The organism is Amycolatopsis camponoti (genome assembly GCF_902497555.1).
Taxonomy (GTDB): Bacteria; Actinomycetota; Actinomycetes; order Mycobacteriales; family Pseudonocardiaceae; genus Amycolatopsis; species Amycolatopsis camponoti.
Window position 1 is genome coordinate 1,956,078 of the sequence record NZ_CABVGP010000003.1, and the last position, 14,644, is coordinate 1,970,721.

Here is a 14,644-nt window from a genome sequence, read left to right on the forward strand (position 1 = left end):
GTCGGCCACGACTGGCTGTTTGCAGAGAAAAGCAGGAGTGCGCAGTGACCTACGTGATCGCCGAGCCCTGCGTCGACGTGCTCGACAAGGCGTGTATCGACGAGTGCCCCGTGGACTGCATCTACGAGGGCGAGCGGATGCTGTACATCCACCCGGACGAGTGCGTCGACTGCGGCGCCTGCGAGCCGGTCTGCCCGGTCGAGGCGATCTACTACGAGGACGACGTCCCGGACAACTGGTCGGACTACACCAAGGCCAACGTCGACTTCTTCGACGAGCTGGGCTCGCCCGGCGGCGCCTCCAAGGTGGGCAAGACCGCGCACGACCCGGCGTTCATCAAGGCGCTGCCCCCGCAGGGCGAATGAGCCGGGTCGCGCTGCCCGACTTCCCCTGGGATTCGCTCGCCGAGGTCAAGGCCACGGCGAGCGCCCACCCCGGCGGGATGGTCGACCTCTCCATCGGCACGCCCGTCGACCCGGTCCCGGCCGGCATCCGCGACGCGCTCGCGTCGGTGTCGGAGATCCCGGGCTACCCGACGACGCACGGCATCCCGGCCCTGCGCGCGGCGGCCATCGCCGCCCTCGGCCGCCGGCACGGCGTCACCGGCATCGAGCCGGACGCGGTGCTCCCGACGATCGGGTCGAAGGAGGCCGTGGCCTGGCTGCCGCGCCTGCTCGGCTTCGGTCCCGGCGACCTCGTGGTCATCCCGGAGCTGGCCTACCCGACGTACGAGGTCGGGGCGCTGCTCGCGGGCGCGTCGATCCTGCGCGCCGACAGCACGGTCGCGCTCGGCCCGCAGCGGCCGGCGATGATCTGGCTGAACTCGCCGTCCAACCCGACGGGTCGCGTGCTCCCGGTGGAGCACCTGCGCAAGGTCGTCGAGTGGGCCCGCGAGCGCGACGTCGTGGTGGTCTCCGACGAGTGCTACCTGGCGCTGGGCTGGGAGACTTCGCCGTTGTCGGTGCTGCACCCGGACGTGTGCGGCGGCAGTACCGAAGGCCTGATCGCGGTGCACTCGCTGTCCAAGTCGGCGAACCTCGCCAGCTACCGCGCCGGGTTCCTGACCGGTGACCCCCGGCTGATCGCGCAGCTGCTCGAGATCCGCAAGCACGCGGGCATGATCGTGCCCCGCCCGGTCCAGGAGGCGATGGTCGCCGCCCTGACCGACGACGAGGCGCTGGCCGCCCAGCGCGAGCGTTATGCCCGGCGCCGGCTGTCGCTGCGGAAGGCGTTGCAGGACAACGGTTTCCAGATTGACCACTCCGAGGCCGGGCTGTATCTGTGGGCCACGCGCGACGAGCCCGCGGCGGCGACGGTCGAGTGGCTGGCCGACCGCGGCATCCTGGTGGCCCCGGGAACGTTCTACGGCCCGACCGGCGGTCAGCACGTCCGCGTCGCCCTGACCGCGACGGACGAGCGCGTCGACGCTGCCGTGGAGCGCTTGAGTCAGTAGTCCCGGCCCGTGAAGCCGCGGTAGACGAACCGGGTGAGCGCTTCGATCGCCTCTTCGTCGGTCGGTGGTGTCCACCCCGCCGGCGCCGGGTCGAGCAGCCACATCTGCGCGAAGCTGTCGACGAGCTGGTACATCATCGCGATCGTCAGCTCGGTGCGCGCCGGCAGCCGCATCCCGGCCGCCGTCACGTGGGCGAGGTGGCCGTTGAGATCCGCGCCCTGGGTGGCGCCGAAGCTCGCCAGCGTCCGGGCGAACGCGTCGTTGACCATCGCCGCCTGGCGCAGCGCCTGCATCGTCGGCGCGTGCTCCTTGTAGAAGTCCCAGTACTGCGCCACGTGCCAGCGCACCGCCGCCGGGTCGCTGAAGTCCGACAGGTGCCCCTCGGTCAGCGCGCTCTCGTCGCCGGACGTCGCGATGTCGGCCAGGAGCGCTTCGAGCAGCTCTTCCTTGCCGGGGAAGTGGTTGTAGAACGATCCCGCGGCCCGGCCCGCCTCGGCGGTGATGTCCGTGATCTTCGTGTTCAGGTAGCCCTTCCGCGCGAACACGCGCCGGGCCGCCTCCTTCAGCGCGGTCTCCGTCTCCGCGGCCTTCTCCTTGCGGTTCACCGCCACCTCCTTGACGCCGGACGCTAGCAGTGTCATTCTGAATCCAGATTCACTGAATCGCAATTCACTGGGAGGACGAGATGGATACTCGGGTGCTGATCGCGGGGGCGGGGCCGACCGGGCTGACGCTGGCCATCGAGCTGGCCCGGCGCGACGTCGCCGTGCGGATCTTCGACAAGGCCGAGACGTACTTCGTGGGCTCGCGCGGCGACGGGCTCCAGCCGCGCACGCTGGAGATCTTCGAGGACCTCGGCGTGCTCGACGCGGTGCTGGCCGCGGGGGCCGCGCCGGTGCCGATGAAGATCCACCTCGGCGGCGAGGTCGTCGGCGAGCGGATGATGTTCGACCCGGTCGAGCCGACGCCGGCGAAGCCGTACCCGACCGGCTGGTTCCTCGGCCAGTCGCAGACCGAGGGCATCCTGCGCGACCGGCTGGCCGAGTTCGGCGTGCACGTCGAGCTGAGCACCGCGCTGACCGGCTTCGAGCAGGACGCCGACGGCGTCACGGCCACGCTGAGCACGGGGGAGACCGTCCGCGCCGAGTACCTGGCCGGCGCCGACGGCGGCAAGAGCTTCGTCCGCAAGACGCTGGGGATCGCGTTCGAAGGCAGCACCGACGAGTCGATCCGGATGCTGCTCGGCGACGTCCACGCCGAGGGGCTGGACCGCGCGTACGGCCACTGGTTCGCGACTCCGGAAGACCCGATGAGCGGCATGATGTTCAGCCCGCTGCCGGGCACGCCGTGGTTCCAGTTCGGCGCGCCGCTCGGCGACGGCGAGCTGGACGCCGAGACGGCGTTGCCCGCGGTCCAGGCCCGGCTCGACGCCCTCAGCGGCGGCACCGTCAAGCTGTCCGACCTGGCCTGGTCGACGGTGTGGCGGCCGAACGTCCGGCTGGCCGCGCGGTTCCGCGACGGCCGGGTCTTCCTGGCCGGCGACGCGGCGCACGTCCACCCGCCGACCGGGGGCCAGGGCCTGAACACCGGCGTCGGAGACGGCTACAACCTGGGCTGGAAGCTCGCCGACGGCGCACCCGAGCTGATCGACAGCTACGAGCCCGAGCGCCGGACGAACGCGGCGCGCGTGCTCGGCATCTCGACGGAGCTGATGCAGAAGTACGTCGACGGCGACGAGGACGCGCACCGGCGCGGCGAGGACTTCCACCAGCTGGACATCAGCTACCGCGGCGGCCCGCTGTCCCCGGCCGGCACCGGCGCGCTGCGTCCCGGCGACCGCGCCCCGGACGCGCCCCTGCTCGACGCGAACGGCAAGCGCGTGCGGCTGTTCGAGCTGTTCCGCGGCCCGCACGCGACGTCGCTGACCTTCGGCGACGGCCCGGCGGAGGGCTACCGGATCCTGCCCGCGGGGAGCGTCGCGACCGGCACCGACCTGGTCGACGACGGTGGCCACGCGTACGCGGCGTACGAGGCCGAGGGTGGCCGGCAGGTGCTCATCCGGCCCGACGGGTACGTCTGGTCGATCGCCTGATCACGACATCCCGCCGTGCGTGGAGTTGTCGTAGGTGCCGTTCGGCTTGGCGCGGTAGGGGTAGCGACCGAGCTTCCGCCCGCGCCGCACCCGGCGGCCGGCCAGGACGCCGATCGTGAGGACGATCAGGAGCAGCAGGACCACTCCGCCGATGGCCAGGGTCAGCGCGGTCTCCATCAGCCGAGCTTACGGTCGGCGGCAGGGCTCCAGGGGTGGTCAGGCGTGGAGGGCCTTCGCGGCGTCGTCGACCGCGGCCCAGGAGGCGCGCCAAGCCGCGCGAGCCTCGGCGCGGCGGCCCAGCTCGCGCTCGGCGATCCGGCCGGCGACGAAGCCGACCTCCCCGTCGGCCGTCTCCAGCACCGTGCGCATCCGCTCGGCCGCGATCACCGCGTCCTGGTGGTCGCCGAGCACGGTCTGGAAGTCCCGCGTCGCCTTGATCAGCCGCTTGATCCGCTTGGCCCGCTTCTTCTTCGCCGACGTCTGGGCCAGCTCGGCGGCGTACCGGAGCTTCTTGCCGTGGATGCGCAGGGCGTGCAGGTCGTCGTCCGGCGGGTCGGCGGGCAGCGCGCGGACGGCCTTCGCGAGCTTGCGGTGCGGCTTCGTCAGCCCGGCGACCAGGTCGTGCGACCGCTCCGCCACCTCGGCGGCGGCCTCCCGGTCGCGGGTCAGCAGGCTGACCTCCCGCAGCAGCGTCGAGTAGCGGGCACTGGACAACGCCCTGGTCAGCCGCCGTTTCGCCGTGGCGCGCTCGGTGACGAACCGGGACACCAGCCGGCGCCCGGCGGCCTGGTCGCGGACCTCGAAGTCGGCCATGACCTCGCGCAGGTGCCCGATCAGGACGTCGTAGTCGCGCACCTCGCCGAGCGACTGCCCGAGCCAGCCCAGCTCCGCGCGCACCGGCTCGGCGCCGTCCCCGACCAGCGCGCCGGACAGCTTCAGCACGCTGCGCATCCGCCGCAGGGCGACGCGCATCTGGTGCAGGTCCTCGGGATCGGCGCCCGAGCGCGTGCCGGGTTCGTACGCGAGCAGCGCGCGGATCTCCCGGTCGAGCTTGGCCCGCACGTGGTGGGCCGCCGGATCAGCCGGGCGCGCCTCGACCGGGAGCTCCGGCAGACCCAGTTCGGCCGGGGTGCGAGGCAACGATTCGGTGGTCACACCATGAATACTAAGTGAATTCCGCCGCTCAGTCGTTGGCGTGCAGCATCGAGTTCAGCTCGACGCCGGACCCCGTCCGCGGCACGACCTCGACCGCGCCGGTCGCCGAGTTGCGGCGGAAGACCGCGCCCGAGACGCCGTTGAGCTCGCGAGCCTTGACGACCTTGCCGTCGACGACGACCTTCGTCCCCGCCGTCACGTACAGCCCGGCCTCGACGACCGTGTCGTCGCCCAGCGAGATCCCGACGCCGCCGTTCGCGCCGATCAGGCAGCGCTCGCCCAGCGAGATCGTCTCCTTGCCGCCGCCCGACAGCGTGCCCATGATCGACGCGCCGCCGCCGACGTCCGAGCCGTCGCCGACCACGACGCCGGCCGAGATCCGGCCCTCGACCATCGACGCGCCGAGCGTGCCGGCGTTGAAGTTCACGAAGCCCTCGTGCATCACGGTCGTGCCGGATGCCAGGTGCGCGCCGAGCCGCACGCGGTCCGCGTCGCCGATCCGGACGCCGGACGGCAGCACGTAGTCGACCATCCGCGGGAACTTGTCGACGCTGTAGACGGTCACCGCGCCGCGCGAGCGCAGCCGCAGCCGCGTCGTCTCGAAGCCCTCGACCGGGCACGGGCCGTGGTTGGTCCACACGACGTTCGCGAGCAGGCCGAACATCCCGTCGAGGTTCTGGCCGTGCGGGCGGACCAGCCGGTGCGAGAGCAGGTGCAGCCGCAGGTACATGTCGTGGGTGTCCGCGGGCGCGTCGGCCAGCTTGCCGATCGTGGTGCGGACGGCGACGACCTCGACCCCGCGGTCGGTGTCCGGGCCGAGCAGCGCCGCGGCGGCTTCGCCGAGCAGCTCGGTGGCCTCTTCGGTACTCAGGCGCTCGGTGCCGGGGGACCCGGTCTCGATCAGCTTCGGGTGCGGGTACCAGGTGTCGAGGACCGTCCCGTCGGTCGCGACGGTGGCCAGCCCGACGCCGCTGGCGCCGGTCGTTTCGGGGTTCGGGCTCTGCTCGCTCACGGCCCTCACGGTAGTCCGTAACCTCTGGGGCCAAGCCCCAGACCCCAGCCGGGGGCAAGCCCCCTGGACCCCCGAAAGATCGGGGGTGACGCGCGTCAACCACTCGTGGGCCGGGCGGCTACCTGCTTCTTCAGGCCGTCGAGGGCGGCGGCGACGTCGACCAGCGCCTGGGTGCAGGGGCCGCCCGCTTCGGGCACGGTCGTGCAGCCCGCGCTCCGGAAGGACTTGATCGCCTGGTCGAGCTTGTCCGCTTCGGCGACCAGCTGCGGGTCGCGGTCGTCCGCGCGCTTGCGGGCCGTGCCCGGCACGTTGGCGACCTCCGTGACGTACTTCTCACAGCCCTTCGGCAGCTGGGTGCGCGGGCTGGCGTAGCACTGGTCGGCGGTCAGCGCGTCCAGCTTCGTCGGGAGCGCGTCCGGCCCCGGCTCGCCGCCCTGCTTGGGGGTCGGGCCGGCTTCGTTTCCGCAGCCGGACAGGACCAGGACCAGCAACGCGCCGCCCACGGCGACCGGGAACCTACGCACACCCTCACGGTAGCGTGCCGGGCATGAGCCTCGACCTGCGCGCCGACCCCGTCGACCTGACCGCGGCCTTGGTGGACGTCTTCAGCGTGTCCGGATCCGAGGCCGAGCTGGCGACGCTGGTGCGTGAAGCGCTGGAGAAGCAGGCGCCGCACCTCGAGGTGATCCGCAACGGCGACGCCGTCCTCGCGCGCACGAACCTCGGCCGCCCGTCACGGGTCGTGCTCGCCGGGCACCTGGACACCGTGCCGGAAAACGGAAATCTGCCTTCGCGGCGCGAAGGCACCGGCGCCGACGAGATCCTGCACGGCCTCGGCACGGTCGACATGAAGAGCGGCGACGCGGTGTTCCTGCACCTCGCCGCGACCCTGTCCTCGCCCCGGCACGACATCACGTTCGTCTTCTACGACAACGAAGAGGTCGAAGCGGTCAAGAACGGCCTCGGCCGGATCGAGCGCGAGCTGCCGGAGTGGCTGGCCGGCGACCTGGCGATCGTCGGCGAGCCGTCGAACGGCGTGATCGAGGCGGGCTGCCAGGGCACGATGCGCGTCGAGCTGCGGACCACCGGCAAGCGCGCGCACACCGCGCGGGCGTGGATGGGGGAGAACGCGATCCACGCGCTGGCCGAGCCGATGCGGCGGCTGGCGGAGTACGCGCCGCGCGTCGTCGACATCGACGGGCTGACCTACCGCGAAGGCCTGCAGGCGACGAAGATCGGCGGCGGCGTCGCGGGCAACGTCGTCCCGGATTCGGCGGTGCTGACGGTGAACTTCCGCTTCGCACCCGACCGCACCCCGGAGACGGCGGAACGCCACGTGCGCGAGGTGTTCGACGGCTACGAACTGTCCGTTGTGGACATGTCACCGGGAGCCCTGCCGGGCCTGTCGGCCCCGGCGGCGGCGGAGCTGGTGGCGGCGGCGGGCGGCCACGCGGCGGCGAAGCTGGGCTGGACGGACGTGGCGCGTTTCGCGGCGTTGGGGATGCCGGCGGTGAACTTCGGCCCGGGCAACCCGACGCTGGCGCACACGAAGCAGGAGAACGTCCGGACGGCGGAGATCCGTCAGGTGACCGAGGTCCTGCGCAAGTTCCTGTCCTGAGTGGGCCGGCTCAGTGGCGACTGTCACACTCGCGTGTGCTGAGCTGCGGTGACACCCTGGTGCGCGAACCGGAACCCGAACCGCGCAACTTTTCCCCGGCGGGAGCCGTATTCCCTGGTGAAGCCGCATGTTCGGGAGGACCCATGCCGAAAACCGCGAGACGGGCCGCGGCCGTTGCCGCGCTGGCCCTGGCGGTCGTCGGTGCGCTGACCGCCTGTGAACAGCAGCCCGTCGCCGCGCCGGCGGCCGGGCCGATCGTCACCGCCATCGGGGATGCCACCTCGCTGCCGCCGCCGCCCGCCGAACAGCCGCAACAGCAGCAGCCGGTGACGCAGGCCGCGCAGCAGATCACCTTCCCGCGCACCGGCTCCGGCCAGTGGATGTTCACCCCCGGCAGCGACGAGGTGGCCGGCACCCAGGGCAAGCTCATGCGCTACCGGATCGCCCTCGAGACCGACATCGACGGCGTCGGGCCGGCCGCGTTCGCCAAGGCCATCCGCGGCATCCTCGGCGACCCGCGCGGCTGGACCGGCGGCGGCGAGTGGCGGCTGCAGGAGGTCGGGCCCGAGGACCCCGCCGACTTCACCATCTACCTGGCGACGCCGGCCAGCCGCGACAAGCTCTGCGGCGGCACGGCGGACAGCTACACCTCCTGCCGCAACGGAAGCAACGTCGTGCTGAACGTCGCCCGCTGGGCCAACGCCGTCCCGAACTACGGTGCCCCGCTCGACGTCTACCGGCAGTACATGGTCACCCACGAGACCGGGCACCGGCTCGGCCACGGCCACGAGCTGTGCCCGGGCGCGGGCCGGCCGGCGCCGGTGATGGAGCAGCAGACGCTCGGGCTGCACGGCTGCGTCCCGAACCCCTGGCCGTTCCCCGACGGCCGCGAGTACGCCGGCCCGTCCGGCGAGTACAACGACCCGATCCCGGCCGGCGACTCCTAGGCTTGCCGCATGCCGGACACCACTCCGACCTGGCGGCCCGTCGAGGGCGACGTCGTTCAGGGGCGGCAACGCCTGATCTTCGTCCGCGAACACGACAGGTGCGTCCTGACCACTCTCGCCGTCTACGCCGACGGCGTCGTCGCCTGGCCGTGGGAGACGACCGACTTCGACGGCCTTCGCACCGCTTTCGCCGACGGCACCCTGACCCTGACCCCACCCGAGGACGTGAGGGTCATCGTGAACGGCACCGCCGCCGGCACCGCGCGGCTGGAATCCTGGTTGACGCCCGAACTGCTCATCGCGGACCTCGCCGACGAGGTGGATCGGCTCAACGACCGGCCGGATTCCTCCGGGCGCTGCCGGGACGCACTGGTCGCGTACGCCGCCGAGCCGAGCCCCGCCACCCTGGAGATCGTCCGCGAGCGGTACCACGCGGTGCCCGAGCACCGGCGGATCTACGTGCTCGGCGACATGGACCAGAACGACGTGCCGGTGCGGATCCTGCTTGCCGAAGTGGGCGAGACGATCCCCGCCCGGCACCCGGACCGCACGATCACCGTGACGCCGGAGAAGCAAGAGTGGGCGCTGGAGTACTTCCGCCGCGGCGAGCGCGGTGTCGCCGAGTCGCGGCAGCGGAACGCGGCGGACGGGCCGGAGACACCGGGCGCGATCCCGCTGCGGATCGGCGCCGGGGTCTACCCGACCGGCTGGCCGGAGCCACCGGGTCCCGAGGTGTTGCAGATCGACTACCCGGCACCGGTTGTGCACGACGGCCGGGAGTACCGGACGGTCATGCACGCTTACTGGGCGCTGTCCACCGACGACGCCGCCTGGCACGATCGGATCGCCGCCGTCGAGCTCGGCCGCGAAGCCCGGATCCTCGCCGAGCGGGCACCCCGCCGGGACGGCTGGTCCGCGGTGCGGCTCGGGGTGATGGCCGCGCTCCTGCGGGACAAGTTCGACCGGCATCCGGCGATGGCACAGCGGCTGCGGGAAACCGGCGACGCCCGGCTGCTCTACGGGGATTGGGGTTCGCGGTACTGGAGCTCCGGCGGCGCCAACTGGGTGGGGCGCCTGCTGGAGCTGGTGCGGTCGGAGCTCGCGGGACGCTGACCGGGAGCACCGGCCCGGAACGGGTCCGGGCCGGTGCGACTCCTAGCGGCCCTGCAACGACTTGACGTTGTCGCCGAACGTCCAGCCCTTCGAACCGTCCCAGTTGATCGACCAGTCCATCAGGCCCTTGAGCCCCGGAACCGACCGCCACGCCTGGGAAACCAGGCTCGGCGACATGTACCCGCCGCCCGCGCCGGGCTGGGCGGGCAACCCCGGGACCTGCTTGTCGTACGGGACGCGGATCGTCGTGCCCTGCACCACCAGGCCGTTGTTCAGGCACTGCGTCTGCACGGTGAAGCCCTGCACGGTCCCGGCCTGGTACGAGTCACCCGAGCAGCCGTACATCGATCCGTTGTAGTACTGCATGTTCAGCCACCACAGGCGGCCGTTGTCCGCGTACTTCTTGATGATCGGCAGGTACGCGCCCCAGATCGAGCCGTAGGTGATGCTGCCGCCGGTGACGTACGCGGTCTCCGGCGCCATCGTCAGCCCGAAGTTCGACGGCATCTTCGCCAGCACGCCGTCGATGATCCGGATCAGGTTGGACTGCGACGCCGACAACGTCTTGATGTTGCCGCTGCCGGTCAGCCCGGTCTCGATGTCGATGTCGATCCCGTCGAAGTTGTACGCCTTCAGGATCGGCACGACCGTCGCGACGAACTTGTCGGCCACCGCGGACGACGACAGGTCGATCCCGGCCGCCGCGCCCCCGATCGACATCAGGAGCGTCGCGCCCGCGGCCTTCGCCGCGCACATCTCGGCGGGCGTCGACACCTTGACGCCGGCGTCCATCCCGTTCTCCCACAACACGGTCCCGTCGGACCGGATCACCGGGAAGGCGGCGTTGATGACGTTGTAGCCGTGCTGGGCCATGCGTGTGTCGGTGATCGGTACCCAGCCCATCCCGGGGTGGACGCCGTTCGCGGCGCCGTCCCAGTTTTCCCAGTAGCCCTGGAGGACCTTGCCGGTGGGCCGGGATTTCACCGCGCACGTGTCGGCCTGCACCGCCCCCTGCGCGGGGGCCGACACGAGCAGCGGGACGGCCAAGACCGCTGCCAGGAGGGTTCCGAACAGGCGGGTTCTGCGACCGGACATACCGGCTCCCATCGTCGTTGAGGGCGAACGCGGCGTGTGGCGTCCACGATAGGGAACCGGGGAAAGCGCTGACTACCTACGAACGGGTGGTCTAGACAACCTGGGGCGCCCGGTGAGGGGCGCCCCAGGCCGAGGGGTCAGACGGTCAGCGTCCAGGAGGACAGGTAACCGGTGTCGGCCGGGCCGACGTCCCGCAGCCGCAGCTGCCAGGCCCCGTTCGCGGCCTCCGAAGAGGCGTTGACGGTGTAGGTGGTGTCGAGGTTCGGCGTCGAGTCGCTGCTGGAGTTCTTCAGCCGGTACGCCGTGCCGTCCGGGGCGACGAGGTCGATGACCAGGTCACCGCGGTAGGTGTGGGTGATGTGCACCTCGACCTTGGTGGTGCCGGACGCGTTGCGCGCGCAGCCGCCGACGGTCGCCGTGCTGTTCACCGCGGCACCGGGATAATCCGGGATGTCCAGCCGGGTCCCGTTGGTCACCGGGGCGCACGAGGACGTCCCGACCCCGAGGGTGAACGACGCCGTGTGGTCGACGCTGGCGCCATCGGCGGTCACGGTCACCGGGAAACTGCCGGTCGGAGTGCTTGAAGACGTCGTGATCGTCAGCGTCGAAGAACCGCCCGACTGGACGGTCGCCGGGCTGAACGACGCCGTCGCGCCCGCGGGCAGGCCCGAAGCCGACAGCGAGATGGACTGCGCGCTGCCGGACGTCGTCGCGGTGCTCACCGCGACCTGCAGCGACTGTCCGGGTTGGACGGTTCCGGCGGTCGGGTTCAAGCTCACCGAGAAGTCGTTGCCCTGCGTCGTGGCGACGGCCAGCTTCCAGAGCGCGTACCCGATGGCGTCGGAGTTCTTCTCCAGCGGGGTGTCCGGGATGTTCGCCGTCGTGTCGCACGCGCGGTGGTAGCAGTTGTCGAACGCCGCACCCGCGGTGCCGCCCCACTTCTGGGCCTGCGCCGAGCTCTTGATGTCGCCGGCGCCGGTGGCCAGGCCGCCGACCGGGATGCCCGCGCTCTTGAACGACGCGTGGTCGGAGCGGCCGTCGCCTTCGCTGTCGCCCTCGGTCTGGATGCCGATGGAGGAGAAGTACTCGTCGAAGATCGCCTTGACCGACGCGACGTCGTCATAGACGAAGTAACCCCAGTTCTTCGAACCGATCATGTCGAAGTTGAGGTAGGTCTTGATCTTCGTGCGCTCGCTGCTCGGCAGGTTGTTGACGTAGTACTTCGAGCCGACCAGGCCGGACTCCTCGTCGGCCCACCAGGCGAACCGGACGCGCTTGGCCATCGCCGGGTTGGTGCGGGCCAGCGTCAGCGCGGTCTCGAGGATCGACGCGCTGCCGGAGCCGTTGTCGTTGATGCCGGGGCCGGCGCTGACGCTGTCGAGGTGCGCGCCGAGCATGATGACCTGGCTCGCGTCACCCTGCGGCCACTCCGCGATCAGGTTCTGCGACTGCCCGAGGCAGCTGGTGCACGTCTGGCGCGTCGTGGTGAAACCCGCGTTCTTCAGCAGGTTCTCCACATAGGACACCGACGCCGCGTACCCGCCGCCACGCGCCGAGCGCGTGCCGCCGTTGTTGTTCGCGATGGTCTGCAGCTGGTTGAGGTGGGTCTTGATGTTGGCCAGGGAGATGTCCGGCGCGGCGAGCGCCGTGGCGGGCGCGGCGGTGGCCGCCGGGGCCGTCACGACACCCAGGACGGCCGCCAGGGCGGTGACCCCGGCGCCGATCTTGCTCTTCCACTTCATGGCGGTGATTCCTTCGGTGGGGGTTGGGAGAACGGCCGTGAAGGCCGCACCGGGCTGGTGCGGCCTTCACGGGTGGGGAACTGCTACACGGTCAACGTCCAGGTGGACAGGTAACCGGTGTCGGCGGGGCCGACGTCTCGGATGCGGAGCTGCCACGCGCCGTTCGCGGCTTCCGAAGAAGCGTTGACGGTGTACGTGGTGTTGATGTTCGGCGTCGAGTTGCTGCTGGAGTTCTTCAGCCGGTAGGCGGTGCCGTCCGGCGCGACCAGGTCGAGGACCAGGTCACCGCTGTAGGTGTGGGTGATGTGCACCTCGACCTTGGTGGTCGACGACGCGTTGCGCGCGCAGCCGGCCACGGTGCTGGTGCTGCTGACCGCGGCGCCCGGGTAGTCCGGGATGTCCAGCCGGGTCGAGTTGGTCACCGCGGCGCAGGAGCCCGTGGTCCCGACCGACAGCGTGTACTGCGCTGTGTGGTCGGTGCTGGCCCCGTCGGCGGTGATGGTGATCGGGAAGCTGCCGGTCGGGGTCGACGACGTCGTCGCGATCGTCAGCGTCGAGCTGCCGCCGGACTGGATGGTCGCCGGGCTGAACGTCGCGGTCGCGCCGGCCGGGAGGCCCGAGGCGGACAGCGTGACCGACTGCGCCGCGCCGGAGGTGATCGCGGTGCTGATCGTGGTCGTCGCCGAGGCACCCGGCTGCACGGAACCCGAAGCCGGGTTCAGCGCGACGGAGAAGTCCGGACCGCCACCGCTGCACGAGGTGGGCTCGCCGGTCGCGGTGGTGACCGAGACGGCGTCCCACGCGGCCTTGGTGGCGTTGTACTCGGTGCAGCTGCCCGGGAAGAGCGCGATCGCGGCTTCGAGGGTCGCCTTGCGGGCGGCCTTGTGGTTCCACGACGAGGTCTTCTTCAGCAGGCCGTTGTAGAAGATCTTGCCTGCCTTCTGGATGCCGACGCCGGTGACGCTGGAGTTGTTGCACGTCGGGCTGTTCGGCTTGCCGCCGCCGGGCGCGGAGCCCTCGGCGAGCAGGTAGAACCAGTGGTTCTGCGGGCCGGCCGCGGCGTGCACCTCGGTGCTCGGGATCGACGACGAGTAGCAGTTCGGGTCGCCGACCAGCGACGGCTGGTACATGTAGCGGATCGGGCCCTGGCCGACCAGGTTGACGCCCTCGCCGACCTGGTAGTCCGGGACGTCCTTCGGGTTGTTGGCGTAGGCCTCGGTCAGCGCGCCGAAGATGTCACCGGTCGACTCGTTCATCCCGCCGTTCTCGTTGCCGGAACCGGCACCGCCCGGGGTGAACTGGAAGATGCCGTGGCCGAACTCGTGGCCGACGACGTCCATCGAGGTGGCCTGGCGCTGGTTGTCCTGCGAGTGCCCGAAGTGCGTGGAGGAGCCGTTCCAGTAGGCGTTGACGTCGCTCAGGCCGACCGACGCCGGGTAGCCGGTGCCGCTGCCGTTGATGCCGTTGCGGCCGAGCCAGTCGGCGAGCATCTTCCACTCGGTCTGCACGCCGAAGAGCGTGTCGACGCAGGCGGTCTCGAGGTCGGTGCCGGTGCCGTTGCCCCAGGCGTTGTCGGTGCCGCTGTAGACGGAACCGCCTTCACGGCCGCAGCTGATGCCGGTGCGGCCCGGGTCGCGCATGGTGTAGGTGGTGCCGGACTGCGTCGTGTCGATGGAGACGTTGCCGACGTAGTAGCTGTTGCCCGTGCCGGCCACGTTCACGGTGCCCGGCTGGGCCTGGGTCTTCGCCCCGGAAGCGAACGTCTTGACGTCGTCTCGCTTGTCGAGCACCGCGCCGGTGGCGGCGTCGACGAACACGTGCAGGTTGCTCGGCGCCGTGGCGGTGCGCCCGGCGACGACGACCTCGTAGGCCAGCTTGGGGCTCGCCCCGGCCAGCACGACCTTCTCCGGCGTGCTCACACTGTCCACAGTGGGCAGTTGGGCGCGCGCGGTGGCCGCGGCCTTCGCGGCGTCGAGCGCGGCCTGCGTCCCGACGGTGATGGCCGCGGTCTCGGCGGCGCTGGTCCCGCGGACGCGCCCGGCGCCGTCGGCGACGACGACCGCGTCCCCGCCCACGACCCGCAGGCCCTGGTAGGTCCGCTGGTAGGCGCCGTAGAACAGGCCGCCGCCACCGGCGGTGAGCCCGATGCGCTGGAACGATTCCGCCGGTCCGCGCTTGAGCGCGTCCAGTCCGGAAGCCGCGGCCTGGTCGGCGGCGCGGGCGGCCGCGACGTCGGGTGCGGCGGGTTGTGCCTGGGGAGCCGCGCTGGCCGGGGCTACCGGCAGCGCGAGTGTCATGGCGAGCCCGGCGGCGGCCGCCAAGCCCGTTCTGAACCCACGATGGGTCATCGAGGTCTTCCTTCCACGAAGGCAGGACGATGGGGTGCGGTGCGGGGAAAAGGGGGACGTGTCCGGCGT

14 protein-coding genes are annotated in these 14,644 nt (G+C 71.4%); 6 read left to right on the top strand and 8 right to left on the bottom strand.

The window, feature by feature from the left end; genetic code table 11:
• Positions 1-44: 44 nt before the first annotated feature.
• Both fdxA and dapC read left to right on the top strand, forming a co-directional pair.
• Positions 45-365 (top strand): ferredoxin, encoded by a 321-nt coding sequence (fdxA, locus tag AA23TX_RS46070; RefSeq protein ID WP_003083029.1) that lies wholly within the window; start codon positions 45-47, stop codon positions 363-365.
• A complete protein-coding gene (gene dapC, locus AA23TX_RS46075; protein WP_155549161.1) occupies positions 362-1,453 on the top strand; it encodes a succinyldiaminopimelate transaminase in 1,092 nt (363 codons plus the stop codon). Before fdxA ends, dapC begins: the two co-directional genes overlap by 4 nt.
• On the opposite strand, the gene AA23TX_RS46080 is transcribed toward dapC, so the two are convergent.
• Positions 1,447-2,094, bottom strand: coding sequence for a TetR/AcrR family transcriptional regulator (locus AA23TX_RS46080; protein WP_155549162.1), 648 nt, complete (start codon positions 2,092-2,094; stop codon positions 1,447-1,449). The two genes, dapC and AA23TX_RS46080, sit on opposite strands and share 7 nt — an antisense overlap.
• 44 nt (positions 2,095-2,138) lie before the next feature.
• Here AA23TX_RS46080 and AA23TX_RS46085 point away from each other — a divergent pair, with 44 nt between their 5' ends.
• Positions 2,139-3,545, top strand: a complete 1,407-nt coding sequence (locus tag AA23TX_RS46085) for an FAD-dependent monooxygenase (protein ID WP_155549163.1) — start codon at positions 2,139-2,141, stop codon at positions 3,543-3,545.
• Here AA23TX_RS46085 and AA23TX_RS49875 read toward each other — a convergent pair whose 3' ends face one another.
• From AA23TX_RS49875 to AA23TX_RS46100, 4 genes are all read right to left on the bottom strand, one after another.
• Positions 3,546-3,722 (bottom strand): hypothetical protein, encoded by a 177-nt coding sequence (locus AA23TX_RS49875; protein WP_196425900.1) that lies wholly within the window; start codon positions 3,720-3,722, stop codon positions 3,546-3,548. It abuts the gene before it with no gap.
• A gap of 39 nt (positions 3,723-3,761) precedes the next feature.
• On the bottom strand, positions 3,762-4,700 hold the full coding sequence (locus AA23TX_RS46090) for a CHAD domain-containing protein (RefSeq protein ID WP_155549164.1): 939 nt from the start codon (positions 4,698-4,700) through the stop codon (positions 3,762-3,764).
• A 28-nt stretch (positions 4,701-4,728) separates the two neighbouring features.
• Positions 4,729-5,712, bottom strand: coding sequence for a 2,3,4,5-tetrahydropyridine-2,6-dicarboxylate N-succinyltransferase (gene dapD / locus AA23TX_RS46095; protein ID WP_155549165.1), 984 nt, complete (start codon positions 5,710-5,712; stop codon positions 4,729-4,731).
• Positions 5,713-5,807: 95 nt separating this feature from the next.
• A complete protein-coding gene (locus AA23TX_RS46100) occupies positions 5,808-6,215 on the bottom strand; it encodes a hypothetical protein (protein WP_155549503.1) in 408 nt (135 codons plus the stop codon).
• A 44-nt stretch (positions 6,216-6,259) separates the two neighbouring features.
• Between AA23TX_RS46100 and dapE the strand changes: the two genes are divergently transcribed.
• The 3 genes from dapE to AA23TX_RS46115 all read left to right on the top strand — a co-directional run bounded on the left by dapE (position 6,260) and on the right by AA23TX_RS46115 (position 9,390).
• Positions 6,260-7,330: a succinyl-diaminopimelate desuccinylase gene (gene dapE, locus AA23TX_RS46105; RefSeq protein WP_155549166.1), complete on the top strand. Its 1,071-nt coding sequence runs from the start codon at positions 6,260-6,262 to the stop codon at positions 7,328-7,330.
• Positions 7,331-7,473: 143 nt separating this feature from the next.
• Positions 7,474-8,277, top strand: a complete 804-nt coding sequence (locus AA23TX_RS46110) for a DUF3152 domain-containing protein (RefSeq protein ID WP_155549167.1) — start codon at positions 7,474-7,476, stop codon at positions 8,275-8,277.
• A 9-nt stretch (positions 8,278-8,286) separates the two neighbouring features.
• Positions 8,287-9,390, top strand: coding sequence for an NADAR family protein (locus tag AA23TX_RS46115; RefSeq protein ID WP_155549168.1), 1,104 nt, complete (start codon positions 8,287-8,289; stop codon positions 9,388-9,390).
• Between the two features lie 42 nt (positions 9,391-9,432).
• Here AA23TX_RS46115 and AA23TX_RS46120 read toward each other — a convergent pair whose 3' ends face one another.
• The 3 genes from AA23TX_RS46120 to AA23TX_RS46130 form a co-directional block, all read right to left on the bottom strand.
• Positions 9,433-10,485: a chitinase gene (locus tag AA23TX_RS46120; RefSeq protein ID WP_155549169.1), complete on the bottom strand. Its 1,053-nt coding sequence runs from the start codon at positions 10,483-10,485 to the stop codon at positions 9,433-9,435.
• A gap of 137 nt (positions 10,486-10,622) precedes the next feature.
• Complete coding sequence (locus tag AA23TX_RS46125; RefSeq protein ID WP_155549170.1) at positions 10,623-12,227, bottom strand: M28 family metallopeptidase; 1,605 nt, start codon at positions 12,225-12,227, stop codon at positions 10,623-10,625.
• Positions 12,228-12,310: 83 nt separating this feature from the next.
• Positions 12,311-14,575 (bottom strand): M4 family metallopeptidase, encoded by a 2,265-nt coding sequence (locus tag AA23TX_RS46130; protein ID WP_196425901.1) that lies wholly within the window; start codon positions 14,573-14,575, stop codon positions 12,311-12,313.
• Between the last annotated feature and the right edge of the window lie 69 nt (positions 14,576-14,644).

Coding starts and splice junctions, on each gene's coding strand:
- AA23TX_RS46130 (WP_196425901.1), bottom strand. CDS start 14,575: ATGACCCATCGTGGGTTCAGAACGGGCTTGGCGGCCGCCGCCGGGCTC.
- dapE (WP_155549166.1), top strand. CDS start 6,260: ATGAGCCTCGACCTGCGCGCCGACCCCGTCGACCTGACCGCGGCCTTG.
- dapC (WP_155549161.1), top strand. CDS start 362: ATGAGCCGGGTCGCGCTGCCCGACTTCCCCTGGGATTCGCTCGCCGAG.
- AA23TX_RS46080 (WP_155549162.1), bottom strand. CDS start 2,094: ATGACACTGCTAGCGTCCGGCGTCAAGGAGGTGGCGGTGAACCGCAAG.
- AA23TX_RS46085 (WP_155549163.1), top strand. CDS start 2,139: ATGGATACTCGGGTGCTGATCGCGGGGGCGGGGCCGACCGGGCTGACG.
- AA23TX_RS46110 (WP_155549167.1), top strand. CDS start 7,474: ATGCCGAAAACCGCGAGACGGGCCGCGGCCGTTGCCGCGCTGGCCCTG.
- AA23TX_RS46120 (WP_155549169.1), bottom strand. CDS start 10,485: ATGTCCGGTCGCAGAACCCGCCTGTTCGGAACCCTCCTGGCAGCGGTC.
- AA23TX_RS46115 (WP_155549168.1), top strand. CDS start 8,287: ATGCCGGACACCACTCCGACCTGGCGGCCCGTCGAGGGCGACGTCGTT.
- AA23TX_RS46125 (WP_155549170.1), bottom strand. CDS start 12,227: ATGAAGTGGAAGAGCAAGATCGGCGCCGGGGTCACCGCCCTGGCGGCC.
- AA23TX_RS49875 (WP_196425900.1), bottom strand. CDS start 3,722: ATGGAGACCGCGCTGACCCTGGCCATCGGCGGAGTGGTCCTGCTGCTC.